Here is a 25,181-nt window from a genome sequence, read left to right as displayed (position 1 = left end):
GCTCGCATTATTGCGGCGGCAAGTACTTCAGTGGGTCGACGGGCTTGCCCTGGCGGCGTACTTCGAAATGCAGCATCACACGATCCGAGTCAGTGTTGCCCATCTCGGCGATTTTCTGACCCTTCGTGACCGCATCTCCCTCTTTTACCATCAAAGCCCGGTTGTGTGCGTACGCTGTCAAAAACGTGGCGTCATGCTTGATGATAATGAGATTGCCGTAACCGCGCAGCCCATTTCCGGCATAAACCACCCGGCCATCAGCAGCGGCCTTGACCGAATCACCGGCCGCACCGCCAATATTGATGCCCTTGTTTTTCGAATCGTCGAAGCTGTTGAGCACCGGGCCACGCACCGGCCACGAAAGCGCAAGGCTGCCGGGCGCCGCGGCCATGTCGCCGCCGCTCGCCTGCGGAGGCACGGCTGCGACCGGCGGCACCGCCGTCGCGCCCGCGCCCGAACCGTACATCGGCGGCACTGCGGTCTGCGCGCCCGGCGCTGCCACGCCCGGCACCGGCACCGCTGCGGTGACAACACCCGGCGGATTCACGCCATTGCTCGCCCCCGGCGGCACCACGCGCAGCAACTGATCCACCTCGATCTGATTCGGGTTGGTGAGATTGTTCCACGCAGCGATATCGCGGAAATTCTGACCGTTTTCGAGCGCAATCCTATAGAGAGTGTCGCCCGGCTTCACCCGGTAGTATCCCGGAGGCGGCGGCCCGAGCGGCACCTGCGGCTGCGCGCCCGCGCTCGCGAGCGGCGCGGTGCGGTCCACGACAGGCGCGTTGTCGAGGCGCGTCGCGCAGGCCGTCAGCAGACAGAGCGCGATGACCGAGGCACCGTTACGGGCTGCGGTCAGGTCGATATTCAAACGTTTTCTTTGCATCGCGCGCAACATACTCATCGGTTTCAAATCACTCCGGATTTTAAGGGGACAAAGAAAACGCGATCAAGCCGCGACTCCCGCCACTGCGTAGGGCCCGTGCGCTCGACGAGCGTGAGCACCTGGGTCGCTTCGTCCTGCTCGGCGACCGGCGCGACGAGCCGTCCGCCGATGGCGAGCTGCTCGAGCAGCGCCTGCGGGACGTCGAAGCCGGCGGCGGCGATCACGATCGCGTCGAACGGCGCCGCCGACGGCAAGCCGAGCCGTCCGTCGCCATAGTGCAAACGGATGTTCGGGATGCGCAGCGGGCGCAGGTTCGTCTTCGCGCGCTCGTATAACGGCTTGATGCGTTCAATCGAATACACGTCGCGTGCAATCCGGCTCAGCACGGCGGCCTGGTAGCCGCAGCCCGTGCCGATTTCGAGCACGCGCTCGAGGTTGCGGCCCGCGCCCGCGAGTTCGAGCATGCGGGCGACGACCGAAGGCTTCGAGATGGTCTGGTGATGACCGATCGGCAACGCCGCATCTTCGTAGGCCTGGGTCGCGAGGCCCGGATCGACGAACATGTGGCGCGGCACACCCGCGAGCGCCTGGAGCACGCGCGGATCGGCAATGCCGTTTGCACGCAGGCGTTCGACCATGCGTTCGCGAACCCGTTCCGAAGTCAGTGCATGCGCGCCGTTCAGCGCGACGCCCGGCGCGCCCGAGCTCGGCGCCGTGCCCACGCGGGCATTGACGGCGCCCCGCGCCTGGGCGCCCTTGGGCGCAGGCTTTGCAGCAGCGGAAAAAGACGAGGTGGAGCGCGGCGCCGGATCGCCGCGACGCGCATCGGACTTGCGCAGCGGCGCCGCCGCGGCGTGCAGCGCGCCGGGTGCTTTTGCGGCTTGCATACCGCCCGCCTTGCCTGCGACATGCGTACCCGATGCCGTGGAGCCGGCCGCGCCCGCCGTCCCTTTCACGCCCGGACTTTTCGCGGGCGCAGCTTTCGCTACGGGGTTGGGCGTGCGCTTCGATGCACCGGGCTGGCCCGCGCGCCCAAGCGGCGCACGCGCCTCGCCGAGGCGCGTGTCGTGACGATCCTGGCCGTCGTGGCGTCGCGGCTCGCGCACGAGATCGGCGAGGCCGAGCGGGAAACGCTTCGTGCGCTCGCCCGTCATGAAGCGCTGCCGCCCTGACGCACCCACTCGTGCGTCGCTGGCAACATCTGCGTATGCGTCAGGTCGAGTTGCAGCGGCGTAATCGACACGTGGCCGTTCGACACCGCATGAAAGTCCGTGCCCTCGCTCGCGTCGCGCGCGCTGCCGGAGGGGCCGATCCAGTAGATCGGCTCGCCGCGCGGATTGGTGTCGCGGATCACGGGCTGCGAGGGATGGCGTTTGCCGAGGCGCGTGACGCGCCATTCGCCGAACTCGTCGTACGGCAGGTTCGGAATGTTGACGTTGAGCAGCGGGCTGCCCGGCAACGGATGCGCGAGGTAATGCGCAACGATATCGGCCGCCACGCGCGCAGCGGAGTCGAGGTGCACCCAGTCTTTGTCGACGAGCGAAAACGCAATGGCCGGCACGCCGAACATGATGCCTTCGGTGGCCGCGGCGACCGTGCCCGAATAGAGCGTGTCCTCGCCCATGTTCTGGCCGTTGTTGATGCCGGACACTACCAGATCGGGCTTCTCCTCTAGCATGCCCGTCAGCGCGATATGCACCGAATCGGTGGGCGTGCCGTTGACGTAGTAGAAGCCCGTGCTCGCCGAGCGCAGCACCGAGAGCGGTCGCCACAGCGTGAGCGAGTTCGAAGCGGCGCTGCAGTTCTGCTCGGGCGCCATCACCGTGACCTCGCCGAGCGGCTTGAGCGCTTCGTAGAGCGCAGCAAGGCCGGGCGCGAGATAGCCGTCGTCGTTGCTGAGTAGTATTCGCATCCGCCGATTGTAACCGAGGAAAGAAGGCAGGCGAACGACAGGCCGGTGCGGGCCGCGCCGCTGCGCGTGGGCCGATGTGCGGCGCATTCCGGGGCGTGCCGGGGATCTCCCGCACCGCGCATTTCGCAACGCTTTTCGTAGCGTTTTTGTTGCGTGTCCAGCCTCCTTTTCGCACCCTTTGCATACGCTTGCCGCACCCTGCTGGCCCGATGCGCAATCGATCCACGCGATCCACGAAAAATAAACGTACGGTCGTTCGTATATCGCCGGATTGCCGTACACTGTAACGCTGTGCCGAACCCATGACCGACCAACCAGGAAGACAGGAGACACAATGCGCGCAATCCGCTGCAACCAGTACGGCCCACCTGACACGCTCACCCTCGAAGATCTGCCCGAACTCGTGCCCGGCGCGGGCCAGGTGGTGATTGACGTGAAGGCGGCCGCGGTCAATTTTCCTGACGTCCTGATCATCGAGAACAAGTATCAGGTCAAGCCGCCGCTGCCCTTCACGCCCGGCGCCGAAGTCGCGGGCATCGTGCGCGCCGTCGGCGATGGCGTGAAGCTCAAGCCCGGCACGCGCGTGGTCGCCTATGTGGGCAATGGCGGGTTCGCGGAGCAGGCAATTGCCGAGGCCGGCGCATGCGTGCCGCTGCCCGAAGGCGCCGACTTCGCCACCGCGGCCGCCTTCACGCTCGCTTACGGCACCTCGCACCACGCCGTGGTCGACCGTGCCGCGCTGCGTGCCGGCGAGACGATGCTCGTGCTCGGCGCGGCGGGCGGCGTGGGCCTGGCGGCCGTGGAGATCGGCAAGGTGCTCGGCGCGCGCGTGATTGCGGCTGCATCGAGCGACGAGAAGCTCGAGGTCTGCCGCCGCTTCGGCGCCGACGCCACGATCAACTACAGCACCGAGGACCTGCGCGAGCGCATCAAGGCGCTCACCGACGGCAAGGGCCCCGATGTGATCTACGATCCGGTGGGCGGCGTCTATGCCGAACCGGCGTTCCGCAGCATCGGCTGGCGCGGGCGCTATCTCGTGGTCGGCTTCGCCAACGGCGAGATTCCGAAGCTGCCGCTCAATCTCACGCTGCTCAAGGGCGCAAGCATTGTCGGCGTGTTCTGGGGCGATTTCGCGCGCCGCGAGCCGCAGCACAACGCGGCGGCGTTTGCTGAAATGATGGGCTGGATCGGCGAAGGCAAGCTCAAGCCCTATGTCTCGAAGCGCTACAAGCTTGCGGACACCGCGCAAGCGCTCAAGGACATGGCCTCGCGCAAGGTGACGGGCAAGATCGTGATCGAGCCCTGAGCGGCGCGCGGCATCGACCGCTCGTAGACATGAAAAAGGCTCGCAGCGCGCGAGCCTTTTTTACGCCTTCACCGCTAAAAGCAATGCACGCACCGCTAGACGATTTGTTGCGCGTGCAACTGTGCGATGCGCTCCGCATCGTAACCGAGCGACTGCAAGACTTCGTCGGTATGCTCGCCCAGTTCGGGGCCGAGCCAGCGCGTGTCGCCGGGCGTCGCCGAGAGCTTGGGCGTGACCGCGGGCAGCGCGATATCGACGCCCTCACCCGCCGGTGCATCCTTCTTCTGCCAGCGGAACTGCTGGATCATCTGGCGCGCGGCGAACTGCGGATCGGTGAACATGTCGGCCACCGTGTAGATGCGGCCCACGGGCACGTCGGCGGCGTTCAGCACGTCGAGCGCCTCGTCGATGGTGCGCGTGGAAAGCCACGTCGCGATGGCGCCGTCGATCTCCGCGGTGCGCGGCACGCGGCCGTCGTTGTGCGCGAGGCCGGGATCGTTGGCGAGATCGTCGCGCTCGATCGCCGTCATGAGACGCTTGAAGATCGGGTCGCTGTTGCCGCCGATCACGATGCTGCCGTCGCGGCACGGATACGTGTTCGACGGCACGATGCCCGGCAGCGAGGCGCCGGTGCGCTCGCGCACCATGCCGTAGACGCCGTACTCGGGCACCACGCTCTCCATCATGTTGAACACGGCCTCGTAGAGCGCGACGTCGACGATCTGGCCGCTGCCGCCGTTCATGTTGCGATGATGGAGCGCCATCATCGCGCCGATCACGCCATGCAGCGCCGCAATCGAGTCGCCGATCGAGATGCCGATGCGCGGTGGCGGCAGCTCGGGATAGCCGGTGATGTGGCGCAGGCCGCCCATCGACTCGGCGATGGCGCCAAAGCCCGGACGGTCGCGATACGGGCCGGTCTGGCCATACCCCGAGAGCCGCACCATCACGAGCCCGGGGTTCTCCTTCGAGAGCACGTCGTAGCCGAGCCCGAGCTTTTCGAGCAGGCCGGGCCGGAAATTCTCGATGACGATGTCGGCCTCTTTCGCGAGGCGCCGCACGATCTCCTTGCCTTCTTCGGCCTTGAGATTGACCGTCACCGACTTCTTGTTGCGCGCCTGCACCGCCCACCAGAGCGAGGTGCCGCCCACTTCGGGATAGAGCTTGCGCCACTTGCGCAGCGGATCGCCGCCCTTGGGGTCTTCGATCTTGATGACCTCGGCGCCGAACTCGCCGAGAAAGCGTGCCGCGAACGGGCCCGCAATCAGCGTGCCGAGCTCGAGCACCTTCACGCCCGCGAGCGGGCCGGCCGTCCCGGTTGTCGTGCCGGATTCAGGGAAAGGGGCTGCGTTCATGGGTCTCCTTTCATGTTCTTCGAAGCTGCGCGACAAGGCGCACGTCTTGCATGTCGATCTCGAGCGGCCACGCGCTCGCCGCCTTGCTACGCGGGGCTGGGGCTACATCGAGCGCCGGTCGAGCATCGCGCGCGCGATGGTGCCCGCGTCGACGTATTCGAGCTCGCCGCCCACCGGCACGCCGCGCGCGAGGCGCGTGACGGCGAGGCCGCGTGCCTTGAGCGCCTGGCCGAGGTAATGCGCGGTGGCCTCGCCTTCATTCGTGAAGTTGGTTGCGAGCACGACTTCCTTGACGACGCCGTCCGAGGCGCGCTTCACGAGGCGGTCGAAATGAATCTCTTTCGGGCCGATGCCGTCGAGCGGACTCAGATGGCCCATCAGCACGAAATACAGCCCGCGCCAGGTCATGGTCTGCTCGAGCATGATCTGGTCGGCGGGCGTCTCCACGACGCACAGCAGCGTGGGATCGCGCTCTTCGTCGAGACATGTTTCGCAGACCTGAGCTTCGGTGAAGGTGTTGCACTTATCGCAATGCTTCAGGTGGTCGGTCGCGAACAGGAGCGCGCGGCCGAGCTTTTCTGCGCCGTCGCGATCGTGCTGCATGAGGTGATAGGCCATGCGCTGCGCCGACTTCGGCCCGACGCCGGGCAACACACGCAGCGCCTCGACGAGCGCCGCCAGGGCGGAAGGTTGTTTCATGCGAATTCAGCGTGGCAATGCATAGTCGAGCGTGACAGCGCGCGGCCGAACATGGCCAGATAGAGTAAAACACGCGCGCAGATACCGCGCGCGCTCAGGTGCGCCTGACATCGGAACCCTGCGCGGCAGCCTCGCAGAAACTGGGGGACCGCCGCGCACGAGGCTGCGCGCAGCCCATCGGGCCGCGCGGCGCGCCTCGCTTAGAACGGCATCTTGAAGCCCGGCGGCAGCGGCAGGCCGGCGGTCATGCCGCCCATCTTTTCCTGCGACGTGGCTTCGGCCTTGCGCACGGCGTCGTTGAACGCAGCGGCGACGAGGTCTTCGAGCATGTCCTTGTCGTCGGCGAGCAGGCTCGGATCGATCGACACGCGGCGCACGTCGTTGCGGCACGTCATCGTCACCTTGACGAGACCGGCGCCCGCCTGACCCTCGACTTCGATCTGGGCAAGCTGCTCCTGCATCTTCTTCATGTTTTCCTGCATCTGCTGGGCTTGCTTCATGAGCCCGGCGAGTTGACCTTTCAACATTTCACTGCTCCTTCTGGATCATGTGTGATTCGTAAGTGATTCAATCGCACCCGCTGTGCCCGGAGCACCGCGCGGCGCAATTCAATGGGCGGTCTGGCTACCGCCCTGCGCGGCCTCGGGCGCGATCGGCCGGATCGAGCCCGGCACGATGCTCGCGCCGAAGTCGCGAATCAGTTGCTGCACGAAAGGATCGGCGCCAATCTCGCGCTCAGCGTCGCGCTGGCGCTCGGCGCGCGCGGCGGCGTCGAGCGCCGCCGCCGTACGGCGCGCGGGGCCGACCGTGACGTCGAGTTCCACGGGCTTGCCGAGGCTTTCGGCCAGCGCGGCCTTGAGCTTGGCGACCTGCGAGGTCTCCGCGTACTGCGGCACCGGCACGCTGAGCTTGAGCACGCCGCCGTCGAGCCCGGTCAACTCGCTATTGAAGGCGAGCTGATACGAGATGCCCTTGAGCGGCAGGGTCGCGGCAAGCGCCGGCCAGTCGCCCGTGAAACCGATGACGTCGAGCGGGATGCCCGGCGGCAGCTTGCTCACGTCGACCACGGCGGCGGACGGAGCCGATTGTGCCGACGATGCACCGGCGCGCGGCGCGGCGGACTCGCCTTCGTATGCAGGCGCGAAGCTTTCGTCGGGGGACGCGAAATAAGCGTCGTCGGCACCGAGCGGCACGTAATCGTCGGGCGGGATGTCGTCCCACGGCGGCGCACCCGATGCGTCCTGCCGCGGGTTCGACTCTCGCGCAGGCCGGCGCGCCTGGGCTTCTTGCGCGGCGGCGGCTCGACGCGCAGGATCGGGCGTCGGCACTTTCACTTCCATGCGCGGCGCAGCGGGCTTCGCGGTGGCCACGGGCGACGCCGCACTGGCCGCTGCGCGCGGGCTACGTTCCGTGGACACGCGCATGCCCTTGCTGCGCAGCACGTCGAGCGCCGCACTCGCGCCGCCGGCGCCGGTGGCGCGAGCCGAAGGCGCCTCCATGGCGGGCGTCTCATGCGTCTCTTGCGTCACGGATTGCGCAGGTGGTGCTGCTGGCGTCTCAATAACGGGCTCAGCAGCCGGTGCCGGCGCAACCTGCGCCGTGGCCTGCGCTTCAGGCTTCGCGTCGTCGCCCGAAGTGGCAGTCTCGTCTTCCCAAGGCGGCACGACGCGCGCTTGCGCTGCACGCGCGGCTTGCCCAGCGCTTTGCGCCACCGGTTCCGCCGTTGCTTCAACGCTCGCGGATGCGGCTTGCGCATCGGCACTCGGCGATGAGTTAGCGACGCCCTGCTGCGCGCCTTCCGCCAACTCGGCGCGCGGCGGTGTGCTCGTGGCTTCTGGCTGCGTTTGTTCCGTGCGTTCCGTGCGTTCCGTGCGTTCGACGCGCGGCGCAGCGGCCACCGGCCGCGCAACAGCGCGCTCGGCGGGCGCAACGGCCGCCGCCGAAGCGACCGCCGGAGCGGCCGCACGCACGCCGGCACCTGCTGCCGCCGGCTTCGAAGCCGGCGCGCTGCCGACACTGCCCGCGCTCTCCGAAGGCTCGAACGCCAGCATGCGCAGCAGCGTCATGGTGAAGCCCGCGTACTCGTCGGGCGCGAGACCGAGCTCGCTGCGCCCGAGCGTCGCGATCTGATAGTAAAGCTGCACCTGCTCCGCGCTCAGCACATCGGCGAAGCGGCGCAGATCGTCAGCCTCGGGCCATTCGTCGAGCACCGACGCCGGCGCGAACTGCGCCCACGCCACGCGATGGAACAGGCTCGCGAGATCCTGCAGCGCAGTCGAGAACGACAGGCTGCGCAGCGACATTTCATCGGCGATGGCGAGCACTTGCGCGCCGTCACCGGCGACCAGCGCGTCGATCAGGCGAATCAGGTAGCTCTGGTCGAGCGCGCCGAGCATCCCGCGCACGGCCTCTTCCGTCACCTGATTGGCCGAATAGGCGATGGCCTGGTCGGTGAGCGAGAGCGCATCGCGCATCGAGCCGTCCGCGGCGCGCGCGAGCAGGCGCAGCGCCTGCGGCTCGAACTCGACCTTCTCTTCGCCGAGAATATGCGTGAGATGCTCGACGATATTGGCGGCCGGCATCTGCTTCAAATTGAACTGCAGGCAACGCGACAGCACCGTGACCGGAATTTTTTGCGGATCGGTGGTCGCGAGGATGAACTTGACGTGCGGCGGCGGCTCCTCCAGCGTCTTGAGCATCGCGTTGAACGCGTGGTTCGTGAGCATGTGCACTTCGTCGATCATGTAGACCTTGAAGCGCGCATCCACCGGCGCATAGACCGCGCGCTCGAGCAGCGCGGCCATTTCGTCGACGCCACGATTGCTCGCCGCGTCCATCTCGACATAGTCGACGAAGCGACCTTCGTCGATTTCCCGGCACGCGCGACAGACGCCGCACGGCTTGGACGTCACGCCGGTCTCACAATTGAGCGCCTTGGCGAAGATGCGCGAGAGCGTCGTCTTGCCCACGCCGCGCGTGCCCGTGAAGAGGTAAGCGTGATGGAGACGCCCGCCGTCGAGCGCATGCGTGAGCGCGCGCACCACGTGCTCCTGTCCGACGAGCGAAGCGAAATCCTTCGGTCGCCACTTGCGTGCGAGAACTTGATAGGTCATCCGGAAATTGTATCAGCAACGCCCGCGCGTTCCGATGAATCGAAAGGCGTCGGGCGCCCTGTTGACGGGCGCGCCGGGCCGTCGCCGCCGTATCGCTTTGGAACATTTCGCGCGAGCCCCTGCGCACTGCTTCCTTGCACGCGATCCGCATGCGCGTAAAGCCAAGACGAATGCCGCAAACGGGTGCAATGGGACAAACACGCAGCACGCGAGAGTTGGCAACGCAGCAGCGGCGCACTCAGCGAGAGATAGGGACTACGAGGGGAAGAAGAGGAACTGCGAAAGAAAAAAGCGGAAGGTGACGAGCCCGACCCTCGGCACTGGCGGAAAACGGCTGTGGCTGCTTCGTTCCCGACCTGACCAGGTTGACCGCCCCTCCATGCGAGGAGGCCCGTCACGAAGCATTCTAACATCGGTTGCGCCGCATTGCGAATGCCGCATCGCAAAAGTCTTCGATTGCGTCCCCAAACGGCGTACACAAGGAGCGCATCGGATGGGCTGCGCGCCCCTGAGCGAAGCGCGCTCACCCTCTTGCAAACGTGCGCCGCACCACAATATCAGCATCGTGCAGTGCGTGCGGCCGCACGCCGTTCCGCGGCAAAGCCGGTCGACAATAGTTTGGCGGTGGTTGGGAAGCGGTCCCGGCGCAACCGGAACGCCGGCACAAAAAACGCGCGCGTTTCTCATGAAAAACATTGGGAAACCCTGATGCCCGTATGCGTACTATCACCGTCGGCAACGCATAGGGATTTAGGCTACACTGGCGTCGACCGTTGCCGGGCTAGCTTGGCCGGCTGGATCTGGTGCCGCCTGGCAAGGCTTTGGGCGGTCCCGGATATATTTTGAGTTTTGGTGTATCGTGGCGAGCAATTCATTCAGTCAGCCTCGATCCGAAAGAGGTATTCATACAATGAGCGAACAAATCAAGCACATCAGCGACGCATCGTTCGAACAGGACGTCGTTAAATCCGACAAGCCCGTGCTGCTGGACTTCTGGGCCGAATGGTGCGGCCCCTGCAAAATGATCGCGCCGATTCTCGACGAGGTCGCGAAGGACTATGGCGATCGCCTGCAGGTCGCGAAGATCAACGTTGACGAGCATCAGTCGACGCCGGTGAAGTTCGGCGTGCGCGGCATCCCGACGCTGATCCTCTTCAAGAACGGCGCCGTCGCGGCGCAGAAGGTCGGCGCGCTTTCGAAGTCGCAGCTCACCGCGTTCCTGGATAGCCACCTGTAAATCGCGCGTCGCCGGCCTGCACGCCAACCGATCCCTGCTTCGAATCAGGATCGGGCTGTGTAAAGCACAGCAAGCAGGCTGCGACTCAAAGGTGCGTGTTGTCCACCGACAACACGCACCGAAAAAACATGCCGAAACTTGCCGCCGGGCTCGACTGGCGGCTTCCGGCGTGTGTTATGCTAGAATTCATAAAGCGTCTACCCGGCGCCCTTATATAAGTCCTTGAGCGGTTCCGCTCGCTACTTTTCCCCCAGACTTCTTTTCGTCGCATCCTCCCCGACGGGTTCTCCGTATGCATCTTTCCGAGCTCAAGTCTCAGCACGTGTCCGAATTGATCGAGATGGCCAATGGCCTCGAGATCGAAAATGCGAACCGCCTGCGTAAGCAGGAACTCATGTTCGCGATTCTCAAAAAGCGCGCCAAGACGGGCGAAACGATCTTCGGTGACGGCACGCTCGAAGTGCTCCCGGACGGCTTCGGCTTCCTGCGCTCGCCGGAAACCTCGTATCTCGCCAGCACGGACGATATTTACATCAGCCCGTCGCAGATCCGCCGCTTCAACCTGCACACCGGCGACACGATCGAAGGTGAAGTGCGTACGCCGAAGGACGGCGAGCGCTACTTCGCGCTCGTGAAGGTCGACAAGGTCAACGGCCAGGCGCCCGAGGCCTCGAAGCACAAGATCATGTTCGAGAACCTCACGCCGCTGCACCCGAACAAGGTGCTGCTGCTCGAGCGCGAGATGCGCGGTGAGGAGAACGTGACGGGCCGCATCATCGACATGATCGCGCCCATCGGCAAGGGTCAGCGCGGCCTGCTGGTCGCTTCGCCCAAGTCGGGCAAGACCGTGATGCTTCAGCACATCGCGCACGCGATCAAGCAGAACCATCCCGACGTGATCCTGTTCGTGCTGCTGATCGACGAGCGCCCTGAAGAAGTGACCGAAATGCAGCGCTCGGTGGCGGGCGAAGTGATCGCTTCGACCTTCGACGAACCGGCCGCGCGCCACGTGCAAGTGGCCGAAATGGTCATCGAAAAGGCCAAGCGTCTCGTCGAAATGAAACACGATGTCGTGATTCTGCTCGACTCCATCACGCGTCTCGCACGTGCGTACAACACCGTTGTGCCCGCATCGGGCAAGGTGCTCACGGGCGGTGTGGACGCCAACGCGCTGCAGCGTCCGAAGCGCTTCTTCGGCGCCGCGCGCAATATCGAAGAAGGCGGCTCGCTCACCATCATCGGCACGGCGCTGATCGAAACCGGCAGCCGCATGGACGACGTGATCTACGAAGAGTTCAAGGGCACCGGCAACATGGAAGTGCACCTCGAGCGCCGTCTCGCGGAAAAGCGCGTCTACCCGTCGATCAACCTGAACAAGTCGGGCACGCGCCGCGAAGAGCTGCTGATCAAGCCGGACATCCTCCAGAAGATCTGGGTGCTGCGCAAGTTCATCCACGACATGGACGAAGTCGAGGCCATGGAATTCCTGCTCGACAAGATCCGTCAAACGAAGAACAACTCCGAGTTCTTCGATATGATGCGCCGCGGCGGTTAACGCCTCGCCCGCCTCTGCTCTTTGATGTATCGCAAACGCCCGCACTCGCGGGCGTTTGTCATTTCTCGCGCCATGCCGTCGCGCCATGCCGGCGTGCCTTTCTGGCACCGCCCCTTTGCGCCGGGACAAGCGCACAACCTGTACGTGAACGTTCACGTTGCACTATAATCCGGTCGTTGTCTCCACCGCCGCTCCCACGCGGCTGTCCACCGATGTCGAGAGATACCCGTGCGCTGCTGACAGTGCGCGACGCCGCCCAGCGGCTCAACGTCACGCCGCGCACGCTCAAATACTACGAGGAGCGCGGCCTCGTCACGCCCACGCGCAGCGAAGGCCGCTACCGCCTCTACGACGAACACGACCTCGAGCAATTTGCCCGCATCCTGCGGCTGCGCGCGCTCGGCTTCTCGCTGCACGGCATTACCGAGATGCTCAAGCGCCCGCTCGAATCGGTCGGCGACGGCCGGCGGCGCTATTCGCAGGACTCGCTGCAGCAGATCGCCGACGCGCTCGCGCAACAGATCGACACGCTCGACGCGCGCATCTCCGCCGTGCGCCGCGAGCTGAAAGAGGCGCAGACGGTGCGCACCGAACTCGCCGACGATCTCGACTATCTGCGGCAGCGCCTGGCCGGCGTGCCATCGGAAGCGCTGATCGGCGAGCGCCTGGCCGCCACGCGCCGGCGCAAGGAGGCGGCGAAGGCCGCAGGCACGAGCCCATCCCGCGCGGACGCGTCCTCGCGCGCGGGCGCGAAAGGCGGCAAGCGCAGCGGCGATGAAAGCGCCACCCCGCTCGACCCCGGCCCCGCCGGGACCGGCGACGACAGCGAAAGCGCGGATGCGCGCCAGCAAGGGAGCGGCCGGGAATGAGCAGCGCCCCCACTCGCGAGCCGATCTTGAGCGCGACGCGCCTGCGAGGAGACTTTTTCCCCTGGGTGCTCGCGCTCGCGACCGGCCTCGACTACTACGACAACGCCATCTTTTCGTTCTTCACGAGCTACATCGCCGGCGGCATCAACGCCTCGCCCGACGAGCTCGTCTGGGCGTCCAGCGCTTACGCCGTGTGCGCCGTGCTCGGCATCCTGCAGCAGCAATGGTGGGTCGAGCGCATCGGCTACCGGCGCTACGTGAGCGGCTGCCTGCTGCTCTATGCGGCGGGCGCGGTGGCGGCGGCCCTCTGCGAATCGTCGATCGAGCTCGCCTTCGCGCGCGGCTTTCAGGGCTATTTCATTGGCCCGATGATGGGCACCTGCCGCATCCTGATCCAGATTTCCTTCACGCCGCAGCAGCGCCCCGTGGCGACGCGCGCATTCCTGATCCTGATCGTGCTCTCGAGCGCGCTCGCGCCGCTCGCGGGCGGCTTTCTCGTCTCGCATTTCGACTGGCGCGCCCTCTTCGTGTTTTCCGCGCCCGCAGGCGTGCTCTACGCGGTGCTCGCCCTGCTCGCGCTCCCCAACTCCGGCCACGTGCTGCCCGAGGAACGTGGCGATTCGCATTTCTGGCCCTACATCATCTTCGCGCTCGCGCAAGGTGCGCTGCAGATCGCCATGCAGCAGGTGCGCTTCGAGCTGTTCAGCACCTCGCCCGGCATCATCTTGCTGACCGTGGCCGGCATGGCCGCGCTCGCGTGGTTCGTCTGGCAGCAGTGGCATCATCCGAAGCCGCTCATGCGCCTGCACGCACTGCGCGAAAAGCCGTTTCGCGTCGGGCTGCTGCTCTACATGGTCTATTACTATCAGAGCACGGCGCTCAGCTACCTGGTCTCGCGCTTTCTCGAAGGCGGCCTGAACTATCCCGTGGAAAATGCCGGGCGCCTCACCGGCATCACCTCGCTGATTTCCGCTTCGGCGCTGTTCTTCTATTTCCGCTACTCGAAGTTCATCACGCACAAGAAGTGGATCATCGTGCCGGGCTTCGTGCTCGCGGCGTTCGTCTCGTTCTGGATGACGCGCCTCACGCCCGACACCAGCGAGAGCTGGCTCATTTTCCCGCTGCTGCTGCGTGGCCTCCTGCTGCTCTTCATCGTGCTGCCGGTGGCGAACCTCACCTTCCGCATCTTCGCCATCGAGGAGTTCACGCACGGATACCGCTTGAAAAATGTCGTCCGTCAGTTGACGATATCGTTCGCGACGGCAACGATCATCATCGTCGAGCAGCACCGTCTGGCGCTGCACCAGTCGCGGCTCGCCGAATTCGTGAACCCGCTCAACCCGATTTTCCAGAACACGTACGCGACGCTCACGCATGCCTTCGAAGCGCTCGGCCGCTCGCCTGGCGAGGCGCACGGGCTCGCGCTCGTGCAGGTGAGCCGCATGGTCGCGCAGCAGGCGAGCTTTCTGAGCTCGCTCGACGGGTTCTATTTCCTGATCGGCGTGGCCGTGTGCGGTGGAATTTTCGCCGCGTGGCAAAAGCAGATCGACTGAGCCGAACGGCACCTGCACGCACCCGGCGACGCACCTGAAGACGCAACCGACGCCGCAACCGAAGACGCAACTGAGCGATGCTTTCGAAACTGACCCACTGGTTCGACGCCCGCCGCCGTGAAAAGGCGCTGCGCACCCATGCGATCGACGACGCGCTCTGGCAAGCGACGCTCGCCGGCCTGCCGTTCCTCGCCCACCTCGATGGCGCCGATCTCGTGCGCCTGCGCGAGCTCACGAGTCTTTTTCTCGCGCAAAAGGAGTTTTCCACGGCGCACGAGCTCGAGCTCACCGACCAGATCGCGGTGGCGATCGCCGCGCAGGCATCGCTGCCGGTGCTCAACCTGTCCCTCGATCTCTACAAGGGCTGGGTCGGCGTGACCGTCTACCCCGGCGAATTCGTGATCCGCAAGACCGTCGAGGACGAGGACGGCGTGGTGCACGAGGTCGAGCACGACGCGAGCGGCGAAGCATGGGAAGGCGGCCCCGTGATCCTCTCGTGGGAAGACGCGCAGATGACCGACGGCAGCGACGCCTACAACGTCGTGATCCACGAATTCGCCCACAAGATCGATATGCTCACCGGTGAGGCCGACGGTCATCCGCCCCTCTTTCGCCGCTGGCACGCGCCGCTCGACGCGCAAGCCTGGGCCGACGTGTTCGACAACGCCTACGACCAGTTCTGCGACAAGGTGGACGCCGTGCCGGAGCGCCGCTGGGCGCGCTTCGAGCGCGATTCGCTGATCGATCCCTATGCCGCCGATCATCCGTCGGAGTTCTTCGCGGTGTGCAGCGAGGCGCTGTTCGTCAAGCCCAAGGCGTTCGAGGCCGAATATCCCGAGCTCTACCGGCTGCTCGCGTGCTATTACCGGCAGGATCCGGCCAGAGTGGGCGCACTGGACGCGCTCGCCGAGCCCCGCGCGTAAGCCTGTCGCGCGAACCGTCAAAAATTCGCCAACCGGCTGATTTTCTGGCATAATCGCCGTTTTTCGACCTTGGGCAAGTGGCTCGCGCCGAATTGACCTTCTGGCATCATGCTGGGGGCACGCGGGTTGGCTACCGCCAGATTTGAGGAACCACCATGAAAGAAGGCATTCACCCGAATTACCGCGAAGTCCTGTTCATCGACGTTTCGAACGACTTCAAGTTCGTGACCCGTTCGACGATCCAGACGCGCGAAACCGCCGAATTCAACGGCAAGACCTACCCGCTCGCGAAGATCGAAGTCTCGTCGGAATCGCATCCGTTCTACACGGGCACGCAAAAGATCATGGACACGGCAGGCCGTGTCGAGAAGTTCAACAAGAAGTTCGGCGCGCGCGCCACGGGCAAGGCCACGAAGTAAGCTTTCGGAGCGAACTTCGCGCACCGGCTTCGCGGCCGGTCCCGCACGAAAAGGGCAGCCCAGGCTGCCCTTTTTTGTTGCCTGAAAGGTTGTCCGCGTGATGGCCGGAATCGTCGGATCCAGGCATTTGCATCTGCCATGCCCAGCGACACCTCGTCCTCGCCCGATTTTGACAACGTTGTTTCATCCGTTTCCTTGCATTGGCATCCAGCCTGCGCCGTGACGCGCGCAGGCGCAGCCAGCTAGAATGCCGGATGCTCCCGACCGGCGGCGCACGACGATCGTGCAGCCACCCTCGCGCCACTGCCCGAGGCGACGGCCGCGACCCGGTCCGCTTACCCGAATTCCTTCGCACTGCATGAAGCCTGCTATTCGCCTGACCGCCTCCGCCACCAGCGCCTTGCCGCGCTGGCTGCTGCTGACCCTCTGTATCGTCTTCGCTTCGTTCGGCCTGTTCGGCCGCGACCCGTGGAAGAACGAGGATGCAGCGGGCTTCGGCGTGATGTGGACGATGGCGGGCGGCACCACGCACGACTGGCTGCTGCCAAACCTCGTCGGCAAATACGTGACCGCGAACGGCCCGCTCGGCTACTGGCTCGGCGCCCTGTGCATCCGCCTGTTCGCCCCCTGGGTGGATGCGAGCAACGCCTCGCGCATCGCCACCGGCGTGCTGTTCTGCTTTGCCTGCGCGTTCGTCTGGTACAGCGCCTATCTGCTCGGCCGGCGTCCCGAAGTGCAGCCGTTCAAGTACGCCTTTGGCGGCGAGCCCGAGCCGCGCGACTACGGCCGCACGCTCGGCGACGGCGCCCTGCTCGTTCTGCTCGCCTGTTTCGGCCTTGCCGAGCGCGGCCACGAAACCACGCCGCAACTGATGCAGTTCGTCGGTATCGCGATGCTCGTCTACGGCCTCGTGCGCGCCATCGACAAGCCGATCCAGGGCGCACTCTGGTGGGGTCTCGCGCTCGGTGTCGTGATGCTCTCGAGCGGGCCCGTGCTGGTGGGGGCACTGCTCATCGGCACGCTCGTCATGCTCGCCGTCGCGCCCGAGACGCGCTCGCGCTGGCTGCTCGTGGCCGGCCTGCCGGTGGCGCTCGTGGTCGCGCTCTCCTGGCCGCTCTACGCGCTGCACCTCTATCCCACCGATGCCGTGTGGTTCCTCAACCAGTGGGCGCTCACCAGCGTCAATGCGTTCGCGGGCCCGCCGGGCGCGGTGCTGCGCTATGCGGCGAAGAACCTGCCGCTCTTCACCTGGCCGGCCTGGCCGCTCGCGATCTGGGCGTGGGTGAGCTGGGCGGGACTGCGCCGCGCGCCGCACATTGCGATTCCGCTTTCGGTCATCGTGCCGCTCTTGATCCTCGTGGTCGTGCAGAGCCATGAGACGAACCTGCTCTTCATGCTCGTGCTGCCCGCGCTCTCGGTGCTCGCGACCTTTGCGCTGCCCACGCTCAAGCGCGGCGCGATCAACGCGATCGACTGGTTCGCTGTGCTGAGCTTCACGATCCTGGGCACCTTCGTCTGGCTCGTCTGGCTCGCGGGCATGACCGGCTTCCCGGCGCCGCTCGCGCGCAATCTCGCGCGCCTCGCGCCCGGCTTCGTGCCGCAATTCAAGATCCTCTCGTTCGTGTGCGCGGTGGCCGTCACCGTGTGCTGGATCGTGCTCGCACAGTGGCGCATCGCACGGCACCCGAAGGTGCTCTGGCGCAGCGTCGTGCTCTCGAGCGGCGGCACCACGCTCATGTGGGTGCTGCTGATGACGCTCTGGCTGCCGGTCGTCAACTACAGCCGGACCTACAAGGACGTCGCACAGCAAATCGCCGCGCACCTGCCCGCCGATTACCAGTGCATCTCGCCCGTGCGCCTCGGCGACGCGCAGATCGCCACCTTCGCGTACTTCGGCAAGATGCACTTCTCGTTCGACGACGACTGCGACGTGATCCTGCGCCAGGACACGCACGACTACGGCGAGCCGAGCTCGATGTCGAACTTCGTCTGGAAGCTCGTCTGGGAAGGCCGCCGCGCCGCCGACCGCGACGAACGCTTCCGCCTCTACGTGCGCATCGACCGCCCGCAACCGCCGCTGAAAAAGCATGTCTGGCGCAAGCGCCCAGACTGAGGCTCCGGTGACGACGACTTTCCTCGGCGACATCCGGCGCATCGCCGCGCTCGCCTGGCCGGTGCTGGTCGGCCAGCTCGCGATCATCGCGTTCGGCGTGATCGACACCGCGATGGTCGGCCGCTATTCGGCGCTCGATCTCGCGGCGCTCGGGCTCGGCTCCTCGATCTACGTGTCGGTCTATATCGGCCTGACCGGGATACTCACGGCGCTGCAGCCCGTCGCGGCCCAGCTCTACGGCGCACGCAAGGACATCGAGATCGGCCTCGAAGTGCGTCAGGCCTTCTGGCTCGCGCTCGTGCTGATGGTGATCGGCTTCACGATCCTGTATTTTCCCGGCCCGCTGCTCGCGCTCGCCCGTGCGCCCGAGGCGCTGCACGAGCGCACTATCGCCTATCTGCGGCTGCTCTCGTTCGGGCTGCCCGCGAGCCTCGCGTTCCGCATCTACAGCTCGCTCGCCAATGCCGTGAGCCGGCCGCGCCTCGTCATGTTCCTGCAGGTTGCGGCACTCGCGATCAAGGTGCCGCTGAACACCTGGCTCATCTTCGGCGGGCTCGGCGTGCCCGCACTGGGCGGTCCGGGCTGCGCGCTCGCCAGCACGTCGATCAACTGGGCGCTCGCCCTGTGCGCCGCCATCGCGTTCATGCGCGTCGACGTGTTCGCACCGTTCGAGATTTTCAAGCACTTCTGCTGGCCCGAGTGGAAGCGCCAGGCGGAGCTACTCAAGCTCGGCATTCCGATGGGGCTCTCGTACCTCATCGAGGTGACCTCGTACACCTTCATGGCCATCTTCATCGCACGCCTCGGGACGACAACGCTCGCGGGCCACCAGATCGCCGGGAATGTGGGCGCGGTGCTCTATATGACGCCACTCTCGATCGGCGTGGCGACCTCGACGCTGGTGGCGCAGGCGCTGGGCGGCGCGCGCCCCGCCGAAGCGCGCACGCTCGCGCGGCACGGCGTGATCACCGCGGTGGCGATCGCGTGCTGTTACGGCGCGATTGTGTTCGTGCTGCGGCCACTCCTGATCAAGGGCTATACGCCCGATCCGGCCGTCGCCGTGGCGGCGATGCCGCTCGTGGCGATCGTCACGCTCTATCACGTGTTCGATGCGCTGCAGGTCACCACGGCATTCGCGCTGCGCGCCTACAAGGTTGCCGTGGTGCCCACGGTGATTTACGCCATCGCGCTCTGGGGCGTGGGCCTTGGCGGCGGCTATGCGCTCGGCTTCGACGTCTTCGGCACCCTGCCCGTCTGGGCGACCGGTGCGCGCGGCTTCTGGATCGCCAATGCGACGAGCCTCGCGATTGCCGGCGCCGGCCTCGCGATCTATCTGTCGCGCGTCAGCACGCGGTATCTGCGCGTAGAGGCCTGAAGAACCGCCGCCGTGCGGCCTTTGAGGTGACCGCACGCTTTGGCAGTTAGTTGCAAAACGACCAATGCCTTCATGCGGGCTCGTGATGCCCCGCAGCCTCCACAGTCTGCGCCGCGTGATACGAGGAGCGCACGAGCGGCCCGGCCACCACTTCGCTGAACCCCATGACGAGCCCCGCCTCGCGCAGCGCCGCGAACTCGTCCGGATGCATGTAGCGGCGCACCGGCATGTGATAGCGCGACGGCGCGAGATACTGCCCGATCGTCAGCACCTGCACGTCGTGCTCGCGCAGATCGCGCATCGTCTCGAGCAATTGCGCATCGGTCTCGCCCAGCCCCACCATCAACCCCGATTTCGTGACGAGCGCCCCATGCGCGGCCTTTGCGCGCGCGAGCAAGGCGAGCGAGCCGCGATAGTCGGCGCCCGGCCGCGCCGCCCGGTAGAGCGACGGCACGGTCTCCACGTTGTGATTGAACACGTCGGGCCAAGCCACCGAGAGCGCGTCGAGCGCGCGGTCGATACGTCCGCGAAAGTCCGGCGTCAGCACCTCCACGCCGATGCCGGGCACGCGCTCGCGCACGCTGGCGATGCAGCGCGCGAAATGCGCCGCGCCGCCATCGCGCAGGTCATCACGATCGACCGAGGTGATCACGACATGGCGCAGGCCGAGTGCCGCGACCGCCGCTGCGAGGTGAGCGGGCTCGTCCTCGTCGAGCGGCGCGGGCCGTCCGTGCGCAACATCGCAGAACGGACAGCGGCGCGTGCACAACCCGCCCATGATCATGAACGTGGCCGTGCGCTGCGCGAAGCACTCGCCGATGTTCGGGCACATCGCCTCCTCGCACACCGAATGCAAGCGGTGTTCGCGCAGCACGGCAGCCACCCCGGCAACGGTCGTGCTCATGAGCGGACGCGCACGCAGCCAGGGCGGCTTGGGCAGCGCCGCGCCCTCGTCCGCCGGCACGATCTTCACGGGAATGCGCGCGAGCTTCTCGCGGCTGCGCAGGCCGTGCTGGCCGAGCGCCGTATCGCCGGGCGCACCCGGCGTGGCCCGCGCTTGTGCTTCCGGCGGCGCCGGTTCAACCGTGACGGCGTCCATGTTCAGCCTCCTGACTCGAAGAAAGCCTTGAGCAGGCGATTGACCTCGGCGGCGGCTTCCATCTGCACCATGTGCCCCTTGGCGGCAATCACCTCGACGCGCACCGCTGGCGACAAGGCTTGCGCATGCTTGACCGGAATGATCTGGTCGGACTCGCCCCAGATCACGAGCACCTTCGGCGCCAGCGTCGAAAGCCGGTCGCGGAACACGCGCCGCTGCGCGCCGCCTTCGAAGGCCTGTGCCGAGATCTTCCTGAGCGCGTCCTGCACTCCCTCGAGCCGCTTGTACTTCACGAGGTCTTCCACGAGCTGGCGCGTGACGAGCGCGGGATCGGCGAACAGCTTCGTCACATGCGGCTTGAGCGCGTTGCGGTTCGCGGCCGCGACGAAGCCCTCGATATACGCACCGTCGATTTCATCGCCGAGCCCCGCGCTCGCGATCAGCGCAAGCGAGGCGACGCGCGCGGGCACGCGCTCGGCCACCGCCATCGAGACCGCGCCGCCCAGCGAATGTCCGACCAGATGCGCGCGCTCGATCTGCTGCGCGTCGAGAAAATCGACCACGCTCTGCGCGAGCTCATCGAGCGCCCCACTCTCCACGGCCTTGCCCGATTCGCCGTGCCCCGGCAGATCGAGCGCCCAGACGGTGCGCCCGGCGGCGAGATCGGCATGATTGAAGAGCCAGTTGTTGAGATCGCCGCCGAAACCGTGGACCAGCACGACGGGCGTGCCATCGCACTCGCCGAGCTTCAGATAGCGCAGCGTGCGCCCGCCGATCTGTGCCTTCTCGGGCTGCGGGCCGGCGTCGGCATCGCCGGCTTTCGCAGGCACGAAATCGCGCTGGAATTCGGCCACCGCCTCGTCTATTTCGGCATCCGAATCTTCTTCGGCCGCCACCACGCCGAGCAGCGCGCCAACCGGCAGCGTATCGCCCTCCTGCGCGATCTGCCGCCGCAGCACGCCCTCAAATGCGCACTCGACGCCCGACGCAATCTTGTCGGACTCGACGTCGAGCAATTCTTCCCCTTTGGACACCTTCTCGCCGAGCGACTTGAGCCAGCCGTTCACCTGGCCCTGCTCCATCGAAAGGCCCCATTTGGGCATCGTGATCATGTGAATCGGCATGACTTCAGCTCCTTGCTGCGCGCGCGGCATCGGCGATCTGCTGCGCCGACGGGATGTAAAGGTCTTCGAGCGAGGCCGCGAACGGCACCGGCGTATGCGGCGCGGTCACCATGCCGACCGGCGCCTTGAGGTCGCGAAACGCCTTTTGCGCCACGAGCGCCGCGATATCGGTCGCCATCGAGCAACGCGGATTCGCCTCGTCCACCACCACGACGCGCCCCGTGCGGCGCACGCTCTCCAGAATGGTTTCCTCGTCGAGCGGCGAGGTCGTGCGCAGGTCGATCACATCGGCTTCGATACCGTCCTTCGCGAGTTGCTGCGCCGCCTCGAGCGCGTAATGGACCATGCGCCCATAGGTGACGAGGGTGACGTCATCGCCATCGCGCGCGATGTTCGCCTCGCCGAACGGAATCGAATACGACTCCTCGGGCACGTCGCCCTCCATCGTGTAGAGCAGCTTGTGTTCGCAGAAGATCACAGGGTCGTTGTCGCGGATCGCCTCGATCATGAGGCCCTTCGCGTCGTAAGGCGTGGCCGGGCACACGACCTTGAGGCCCGGGATATGCGTGAAGAGCGACGTGAGCATCTGCGAGTGCTGAGCCGCCGCGCGCAGGCCCGCGCCGTACATCGTGCGGATCACGACCGGCGTGACCGCCTTGCCGCCGAACATGTAGCGGAACTTCGCCGCCTGGTTGAAGATCTGGTCGAAGCACACGCCCATGAAGTCGATGAACATCAGCTCCGCCACCGGCCGCAAACCGCACGCCGCCGCGCCCACCGCCGTGCCGATGAAGCCGCCCTCCGAGAGCGGCGTATCGAGCACGCGGCCCGGGAACTTGCCATAGAGGCCCTTCGTCACGCCGAGCACGCCGCCCCAGGCGTCCTGCTCGCCGGGCGAGCCCGCGCCGCCCGCGTTGTCCTCGCCCATCACGATCACGCTCTCGTCGCGCGCCATCTCCTGAGCGAGCGCTTCGTTGATCGCCTGCGAATAGGTGATTTTCCGTGCCATTTCCGTCTCCTTGATCTGGAATCCTGATGACCTGAGCGTGCCGTGCTCAGGGATACGACACGTACACGTCGGTGAGCAGCGCCTCGGGTGCGGGCAACGGCGCGGCCTTCGCTTTCGCCACCGCATCGTCGATCAGCGCCTTCACTTCGGCGTCCACCTTGCGCAAATCGTCGGTGCTCGCCAGCTCCGCGCGCACCACGCGCTCCTCGAAGCGCATGAGGCAATCCTTCTCTTCGCGCAGCTTCTGCACCTCGCCAGGCGCGCGATAGGTCTGCGCATCGCCTTCGAAGTGGCCGTAATAGCGCGAGAGCTTCATTTCCACGAGCGTCGGCCCGCCGCCGTTGCGCGCGCGCGCAATCGCTTCGCCCAGTGCTTCGTACACGGCGAAGAAGTCGAAACCGTCGACGATCACGCCCGGCATGCCGAAGCCGTTGGCGCGGTCGGCGATGTTGTCGGCCGCGACCGACCATGTGGACGACGTCGCTTCCGCGTAGCCGTTGTTCTCGGCGACGAAGATCACTGGCAAGCGCCACACGGAGGCGAGATTCATCGACTCGAAGATCACGCCCTGGTTCGACGCGCCGTCGCCGAAGAAGCACACGCCCACGCCACCGGTCTTCTTTTGCTTGGCCGCGAGCGCCGCACCGCACGTGAGCGGACCGCCCGCGCCGACGATGCCGTTCGCGCCCAGCATCCCCTTCGCGAGATCGGCGATATGCATCGAGCCGCCCTTGCCGCGGCACGAGCCCGTGGCGCGGCCATAGATCTCGGCCATCATCTCTCGCACGTCCACGCCCTTCGCAATGCAATGGCCGTGGCCGCGGTGCGTAGTGGCGACGTAATCGTTGTCGCTCAGATGGCTCATGGTGCCGACCGCGGATGCCTCCTCGCCCGCATACAAATGCACGAAGCCCGGAATCTCGCCGGTCGCGAATTCGACGTGCAAGCGCTCCTCGAACTCGCGGATCGTGCGCATCGAGCGATACGCCGCGAGCAACTGCTCCTTGTTCAACGTGACAGACATGGTTGTCTCCTGTGTATAGACGCTGGTGATGCCTGCTGCTCCGGATACGACTGCCTGGTGAAATGGCTCCTTTCTCGAGGGAAGTTGGACAACATTCAGCGAAGCAGGCTTATCGAGGCGACACGGCATACGCCGCCTCGCGCAATAGCTGATGCGAGGCCGCATAGCGCAATGTGCGCGCGACATCGACGGTCAGCGGCCCGCCCCAGTCGAGCGCGATTTCGTAGCGGTCACCGCGCGCCGGTTCGATCTCCCGCTCGCCGTCGAAGGCGAGCGTGCCGTGATCGGCATCGAGCGGCAGCGCCACGCCCACTTCGAGGCGCTGGCAGGTGCGCATCGTCAGGCGCTCGATGCGCCCCGGCGCGATGGGCGCGATGAGCGGCACGCCTTCGCCCTCCCCGCCTCGCGTGGACCCAAACGTCATGTGCAGGCCGTGTGCGGCGTCGCGCCCGACTGGCGCCCACGCGCCGCCAATCGACGCGAGCCCGATGCCGTCGGGCGGCGCAAAGGCCAGAAATAACGATTCGATATCCGAACTATCTGAGATGGCCCTGGCGCCGATGAACGGCTGACGCGACACGCAGATGTCGACCAGCGCGATCTCCTCGCGTCCGCGATCCGGTCCCTCGACGCAGCGCGCGACGAGACGCTTATTGCGCACGAGAGCCGTTTCGGCCGGCACCGCGCCAGTCGCGACGAGCGCGCCCGCGAGGCCCGCGACCGTGGCTTCGCGCAACTCGGGAAAAGCGTTGTTGGTGCCGGTGGACAGCGCGAGCAACGGCGTGTCGCCGCAATGCGCAGCAACTGCGCGATGCGTGCCGTCGCCGCCGAGCACGGCGATCAGCGCGACCTGCTCGCGGACCATATGCGCGACGCCCGCGTGGGTATCGGCCACGCTCTCGCTGATCGGCAGATCGACGAACTCCACTACGGGCCAGCGTTCGTTGCGTGCCACGGCGGCATGGGTTTCGAGCGCGCGCAGCACGAGCGCGGCCACGCCGGTGCGATCGCGCAGCGTGATGACGCGCTCCACGCCCAGCGCGCCGAGACCCGCTAGCAAGCGCACGACCATGTTGGCCTTTTCCGCGGTCGGAAAGACGGAGGCGTGCGTGGTAAGACGGCGGATGTCGCGTCCCGATGCGGGGTTCGCGATTACGCCTACGGTCACGGGCGTTGTCACGGGCGTTGTCTCCAACCTTGGCGATCCAGAAGGATCGCGAGGACTCGTTCTGATGGCGGCGCATGCGTGCACCGCTCTTGCCGTCACTCTCTGCAAGCGCTGTGCCAATGCACTCGAATAGCAGCCAGGCGCCCGCAGAACGCCTGATCTACGGGCTTTGCGTCGATCGGAGCGGCGCGCCCGCATGGTCGTTCATGACCTGCACGGCGTCTCAGCGGCGGCCTTGCACGCGCGGTTGCTGAGACACCACCAGTTCCGCGCCCCCGATCAAGACCCGCCACGCCCCACGCGGCGGGCCTGTGCGGCCTTCGTGCCACGTCTCACGAGCGTCTCGCAGCGCGCTGAGACGATCGTCTCAACCGTCTCGCATGCTGCGCTGCGGTGTGATCGCGCACGACAGATGTGCTACAAAAAGACTCACGCCGAACGC

20 protein-coding genes, 1 other RNA gene and 1 pseudogene are annotated in these 25,181 nt (G+C 66.2%); 9 read left to right on the top strand and 13 right to left on the bottom strand.

Annotated elements, in window-relative coordinates; all coding sequences use genetic code 11:
- Positions 1-7: 7 nt before the first annotated feature.
- Genes E1956_RS10080 through surE form a run of 3 tightly spaced genes read right to left on the bottom strand, consistent with a single transcriptional unit; the run spans position 8 to position 2,798 of the window.
- Positions 8-904 (bottom strand): peptidoglycan DD-metalloendopeptidase family protein, encoded by an 897-nt coding sequence (locus tag E1956_RS10080; protein ID WP_134748507.1) that lies wholly within the window; start codon positions 902-904, stop codon positions 8-10.
- 5 nt (positions 905-909) lie between these two features.
- Positions 910-2,040: a protein-L-isoaspartate(D-aspartate) O-methyltransferase gene (locus E1956_RS10075; RefSeq protein WP_134748505.1), complete on the bottom strand. Its 1,131-nt coding sequence runs from the start codon at positions 2,038-2,040 to the stop codon at positions 910-912.
- Entirely contained in the window at positions 2,037-2,798 is a 762-nt protein-coding gene (gene surE, locus E1956_RS10070; protein ID WP_134748503.1) for a 5'/3'-nucleotidase SurE, read from the bottom strand. Before surE ends, E1956_RS10075 begins: the two co-directional genes overlap by 4 nt.
- Before the next feature lie 334 nt (positions 2,799-3,132).
- Between surE and E1956_RS10065 the strand changes: the two genes are divergently transcribed.
- Positions 3,133-4,104, top strand: a complete 972-nt coding sequence (locus tag E1956_RS10065; RefSeq protein WP_134748501.1) for an NADPH:quinone oxidoreductase family protein — start codon at positions 3,133-3,135, stop codon at positions 4,102-4,104.
- A gap of 95 nt (positions 4,105-4,199) precedes the next feature.
- Here E1956_RS10065 and E1956_RS10060 read toward each other — a convergent pair whose 3' ends face one another.
- The 5 genes from E1956_RS10060 to ffs form a co-directional block, all read right to left on the bottom strand.
- Entirely contained in the window at positions 4,200-5,459 is a 1,260-nt protein-coding gene (locus E1956_RS10060; RefSeq protein ID WP_134748500.1) for a CaiB/BaiF CoA transferase family protein, read from the bottom strand.
- A gap of 102 nt (positions 5,460-5,561) precedes the next feature.
- Positions 5,562-6,158 (bottom strand): recombination mediator RecR, encoded by a 597-nt coding sequence (gene recR / locus E1956_RS10055; protein ID WP_134748498.1) that lies wholly within the window; start codon positions 6,156-6,158, stop codon positions 5,562-5,564.
- A 200-nt stretch (positions 6,159-6,358) separates the two neighbouring features.
- On the bottom strand, positions 6,359-6,685 hold the full coding sequence (locus E1956_RS10050) for a YbaB/EbfC family nucleoid-associated protein (protein ID WP_028204938.1): 327 nt from the start codon (positions 6,683-6,685) through the stop codon (positions 6,359-6,361).
- Between the two features lie 81 nt (positions 6,686-6,766).
- Positions 6,767-9,271 carry a DNA polymerase III subunit gamma/tau gene (locus E1956_RS10045; RefSeq protein ID WP_134748496.1) on the bottom strand — a complete coding sequence of 835 codons (2,505 nt, stop codon included), beginning with the start codon at positions 9,269-9,271 and terminating at the stop codon, positions 6,767-6,769.
- Positions 9,272-9,568: 297 nt separating this feature from the next.
- Positions 9,569-9,667, bottom strand: an RNA gene (gene ffs, locus E1956_RS10040) — signal recognition particle sRNA small type.
- A gap of 514 nt (positions 9,668-10,181) precedes the next feature.
- On the opposite strand from ffs, the gene trxA reads away from it, so the two are divergent.
- From trxA to E1956_RS10000, 8 genes and pseudogenes are all read left to right on the top strand, one after another.
- On the top strand, positions 10,182-10,508 hold the full coding sequence (trxA, locus tag E1956_RS10035) for a thioredoxin TrxA (RefSeq protein ID WP_027818380.1): 327 nt from the start codon (positions 10,182-10,184) through the stop codon (positions 10,506-10,508).
- Positions 10,509-10,800: 292 nt separating this feature from the next.
- A complete protein-coding gene (gene rho / locus E1956_RS10030; RefSeq protein WP_134748494.1) occupies positions 10,801-12,063 on the top strand; it encodes a transcription termination factor Rho in 1,263 nt (420 codons plus the stop codon).
- A 212-nt stretch (positions 12,064-12,275) separates the two neighbouring features.
- A pseudogene (locus tag E1956_RS10025) lies at positions 12,276-12,758 on the top strand (MerR family transcriptional regulator); the annotation flags it as partial.
- Between the two features lie 170 nt (positions 12,759-12,928).
- Positions 12,929-14,485: an MFS transporter gene (locus tag E1956_RS10020; protein ID WP_134748490.1), complete on the top strand. Its 1,557-nt coding sequence runs from the start codon at positions 12,929-12,931 to the stop codon at positions 14,483-14,485.
- 77 nt (positions 14,486-14,562) lie between these two features.
- Positions 14,563-15,408, top strand: a complete 846-nt coding sequence (locus E1956_RS10015) for a M90 family metallopeptidase (protein ID WP_134748488.1) — start codon at positions 14,563-14,565, stop codon at positions 15,406-15,408.
- Positions 15,409-15,563: 155 nt separating this feature from the next.
- On the top strand, positions 15,564-15,827 hold the full coding sequence (locus E1956_RS10010) for a type B 50S ribosomal protein L31 (protein WP_028219179.1): 264 nt from the start codon (positions 15,564-15,566) through the stop codon (positions 15,825-15,827).
- A 358-nt stretch (positions 15,828-16,185) separates the two neighbouring features.
- Complete coding sequence (locus tag E1956_RS10005; protein ID WP_134748486.1) at positions 16,186-17,940, top strand: ArnT family glycosyltransferase; 1,755 nt, start codon at positions 16,186-16,188, stop codon at positions 17,938-17,940.
- A gap of 7 nt (positions 17,941-17,947) precedes the next feature.
- Positions 17,948-19,315 carry an MATE family efflux transporter gene (locus E1956_RS10000; RefSeq protein WP_232071084.1) on the top strand — a complete coding sequence of 456 codons (1,368 nt, stop codon included), beginning with the start codon at positions 17,948-17,950 and terminating at the stop codon, positions 19,313-19,315.
- Between the two features lie 70 nt (positions 19,316-19,385).
- On the opposite strand, the gene lipA is transcribed toward E1956_RS10000, so the two are convergent.
- From lipA to E1956_RS09975, 5 genes are all read right to left on the bottom strand, one after another.
- On the bottom strand, positions 19,386-20,414 hold the full coding sequence (gene lipA / locus E1956_RS09995; RefSeq protein ID WP_134748482.1) for a lipoyl synthase: 1,029 nt from the start codon (positions 20,412-20,414) through the stop codon (positions 19,386-19,388).
- A 2-nt stretch (positions 20,415-20,416) separates the two neighbouring features.
- The gene (locus E1956_RS09990; protein WP_134748480.1) at positions 20,417-21,538 is read right to left on the bottom strand and encodes an acetoin dehydrogenase dihydrolipoyllysine-residue acetyltransferase subunit; all 1,122 of its coding nucleotides are present in this window, start codon (positions 21,536-21,538) and stop codon (positions 20,417-20,419) included.
- A gap of 4 nt (positions 21,539-21,542) precedes the next feature.
- Positions 21,543-22,547 (bottom strand): alpha-ketoacid dehydrogenase subunit beta, encoded by a 1,005-nt coding sequence (locus E1956_RS09985; protein WP_134748478.1) that lies wholly within the window; start codon positions 22,545-22,547, stop codon positions 21,543-21,545.
- Positions 22,548-22,593: 46 nt separating this feature from the next.
- Positions 22,594-23,571, bottom strand: coding sequence for a thiamine pyrophosphate-dependent dehydrogenase E1 component subunit alpha (locus E1956_RS09980; protein ID WP_134748476.1), 978 nt, complete (start codon positions 23,569-23,571; stop codon positions 22,594-22,596).
- Between the two features lie 109 nt (positions 23,572-23,680).
- Positions 23,681-24,751, bottom strand: a complete 1,071-nt coding sequence (locus E1956_RS09975; protein ID WP_134748474.1) for an ATP-NAD kinase family protein — start codon at positions 24,749-24,751, stop codon at positions 23,681-23,683.
- Positions 24,752-25,181: the final 430 nt, after the last annotated feature.

This window comes from Paraburkholderia pallida (genome assembly GCF_004524855.1).
Classification (GTDB): domain Bacteria; phylum Pseudomonadota; class Gammaproteobacteria; order Burkholderiales; family Burkholderiaceae; genus Paraburkholderia; species Paraburkholderia oxyphila.
Note: the sequence above shows the minus strand (reverse complement) of the source record. Positions and strands in the feature narration are given on the sequence as shown.

Excerpts from the sequence above, each read along its gene's own strand:
- E1956_RS10060 (WP_134748500.1), bottom strand. The coding sequence starts at position 5,459 with ATGAACGCAGCCCCTTTCCCTGAATCCGGCACGACAACCGGGACGGCC.
- E1956_RS10005 (WP_134748486.1), top strand. The coding sequence starts at position 16,186 with ATGAAGCCTGCTATTCGCCTGACCGCCTCCGCCACCAGCGCCTTGCCG.
- E1956_RS10075 (WP_134748505.1), bottom strand. The coding sequence starts at position 2,040 with ATGACGGGCGAGCGCACGAAGCGTTTCCCGCTCGGCCTCGCCGATCTC.
- trxA (WP_027818380.1), top strand. The coding sequence starts at position 10,182 with ATGAGCGAACAAATCAAGCACATCAGCGACGCATCGTTCGAACAGGAC.
- E1956_RS09990 (WP_134748480.1), bottom strand. The coding sequence starts at position 21,538 with ATGCCGATTCACATGATCACGATGCCCAAATGGGGCCTTTCGATGGAG.
- E1956_RS10010 (WP_028219179.1), top strand. The coding sequence starts at position 15,564 with ATGAAAGAAGGCATTCACCCGAATTACCGCGAAGTCCTGTTCATCGAC.
- recR (WP_134748498.1), bottom strand. The coding sequence starts at position 6,158 with ATGAAACAACCTTCCGCCCTGGCGGCGCTCGTCGAGGCGCTGCGTGTG.
- E1956_RS10065 (WP_134748501.1), top strand. The coding sequence starts at position 3,133 with ATGCGCGCAATCCGCTGCAACCAGTACGGCCCACCTGACACGCTCACC.
- E1956_RS10080 (WP_134748507.1), bottom strand. The coding sequence starts at position 904 with ATGAGTATGTTGCGCGCGATGCAAAGAAAACGTTTGAATATCGACCTG.
- E1956_RS10050 (WP_028204938.1), bottom strand. The coding sequence starts at position 6,685 with ATGTTGAAAGGTCAACTCGCCGGGCTCATGAAGCAAGCCCAGCAGATG.
- E1956_RS10045 (WP_134748496.1), bottom strand. The coding sequence starts at position 9,271 with ATGACCTATCAAGTTCTCGCACGCAAGTGGCGACCGAAGGATTTCGCT.
- lipA (WP_134748482.1), bottom strand. The coding sequence starts at position 20,414 with ATGGACGCCGTCACGGTTGAACCGGCGCCGCCGGAAGCACAAGCGCGG.
- E1956_RS09980 (WP_134748476.1), bottom strand. The coding sequence starts at position 23,571 with ATGTCTGTCACGTTGAACAAGGAGCAGTTGCTCGCGGCGTATCGCTCG.
- E1956_RS10020 (WP_134748490.1), top strand. The coding sequence starts at position 12,929 with ATGAGCAGCGCCCCCACTCGCGAGCCGATCTTGAGCGCGACGCGCCTG.
- rho (WP_134748494.1), top strand. The coding sequence starts at position 10,801 with ATGCATCTTTCCGAGCTCAAGTCTCAGCACGTGTCCGAATTGATCGAG.
- E1956_RS10015 (WP_134748488.1), top strand. The coding sequence starts at position 14,563 with ATGCTTTCGAAACTGACCCACTGGTTCGACGCCCGCCGCCGTGAAAAG.
- E1956_RS09985 (WP_134748478.1), bottom strand. The coding sequence starts at position 22,547 with ATGGCACGGAAAATCACCTATTCGCAGGCGATCAACGAAGCGCTCGCT.
- surE (WP_134748503.1), bottom strand. The coding sequence starts at position 2,798 with ATGCGAATACTACTCAGCAACGACGACGGCTATCTCGCGCCCGGCCTT.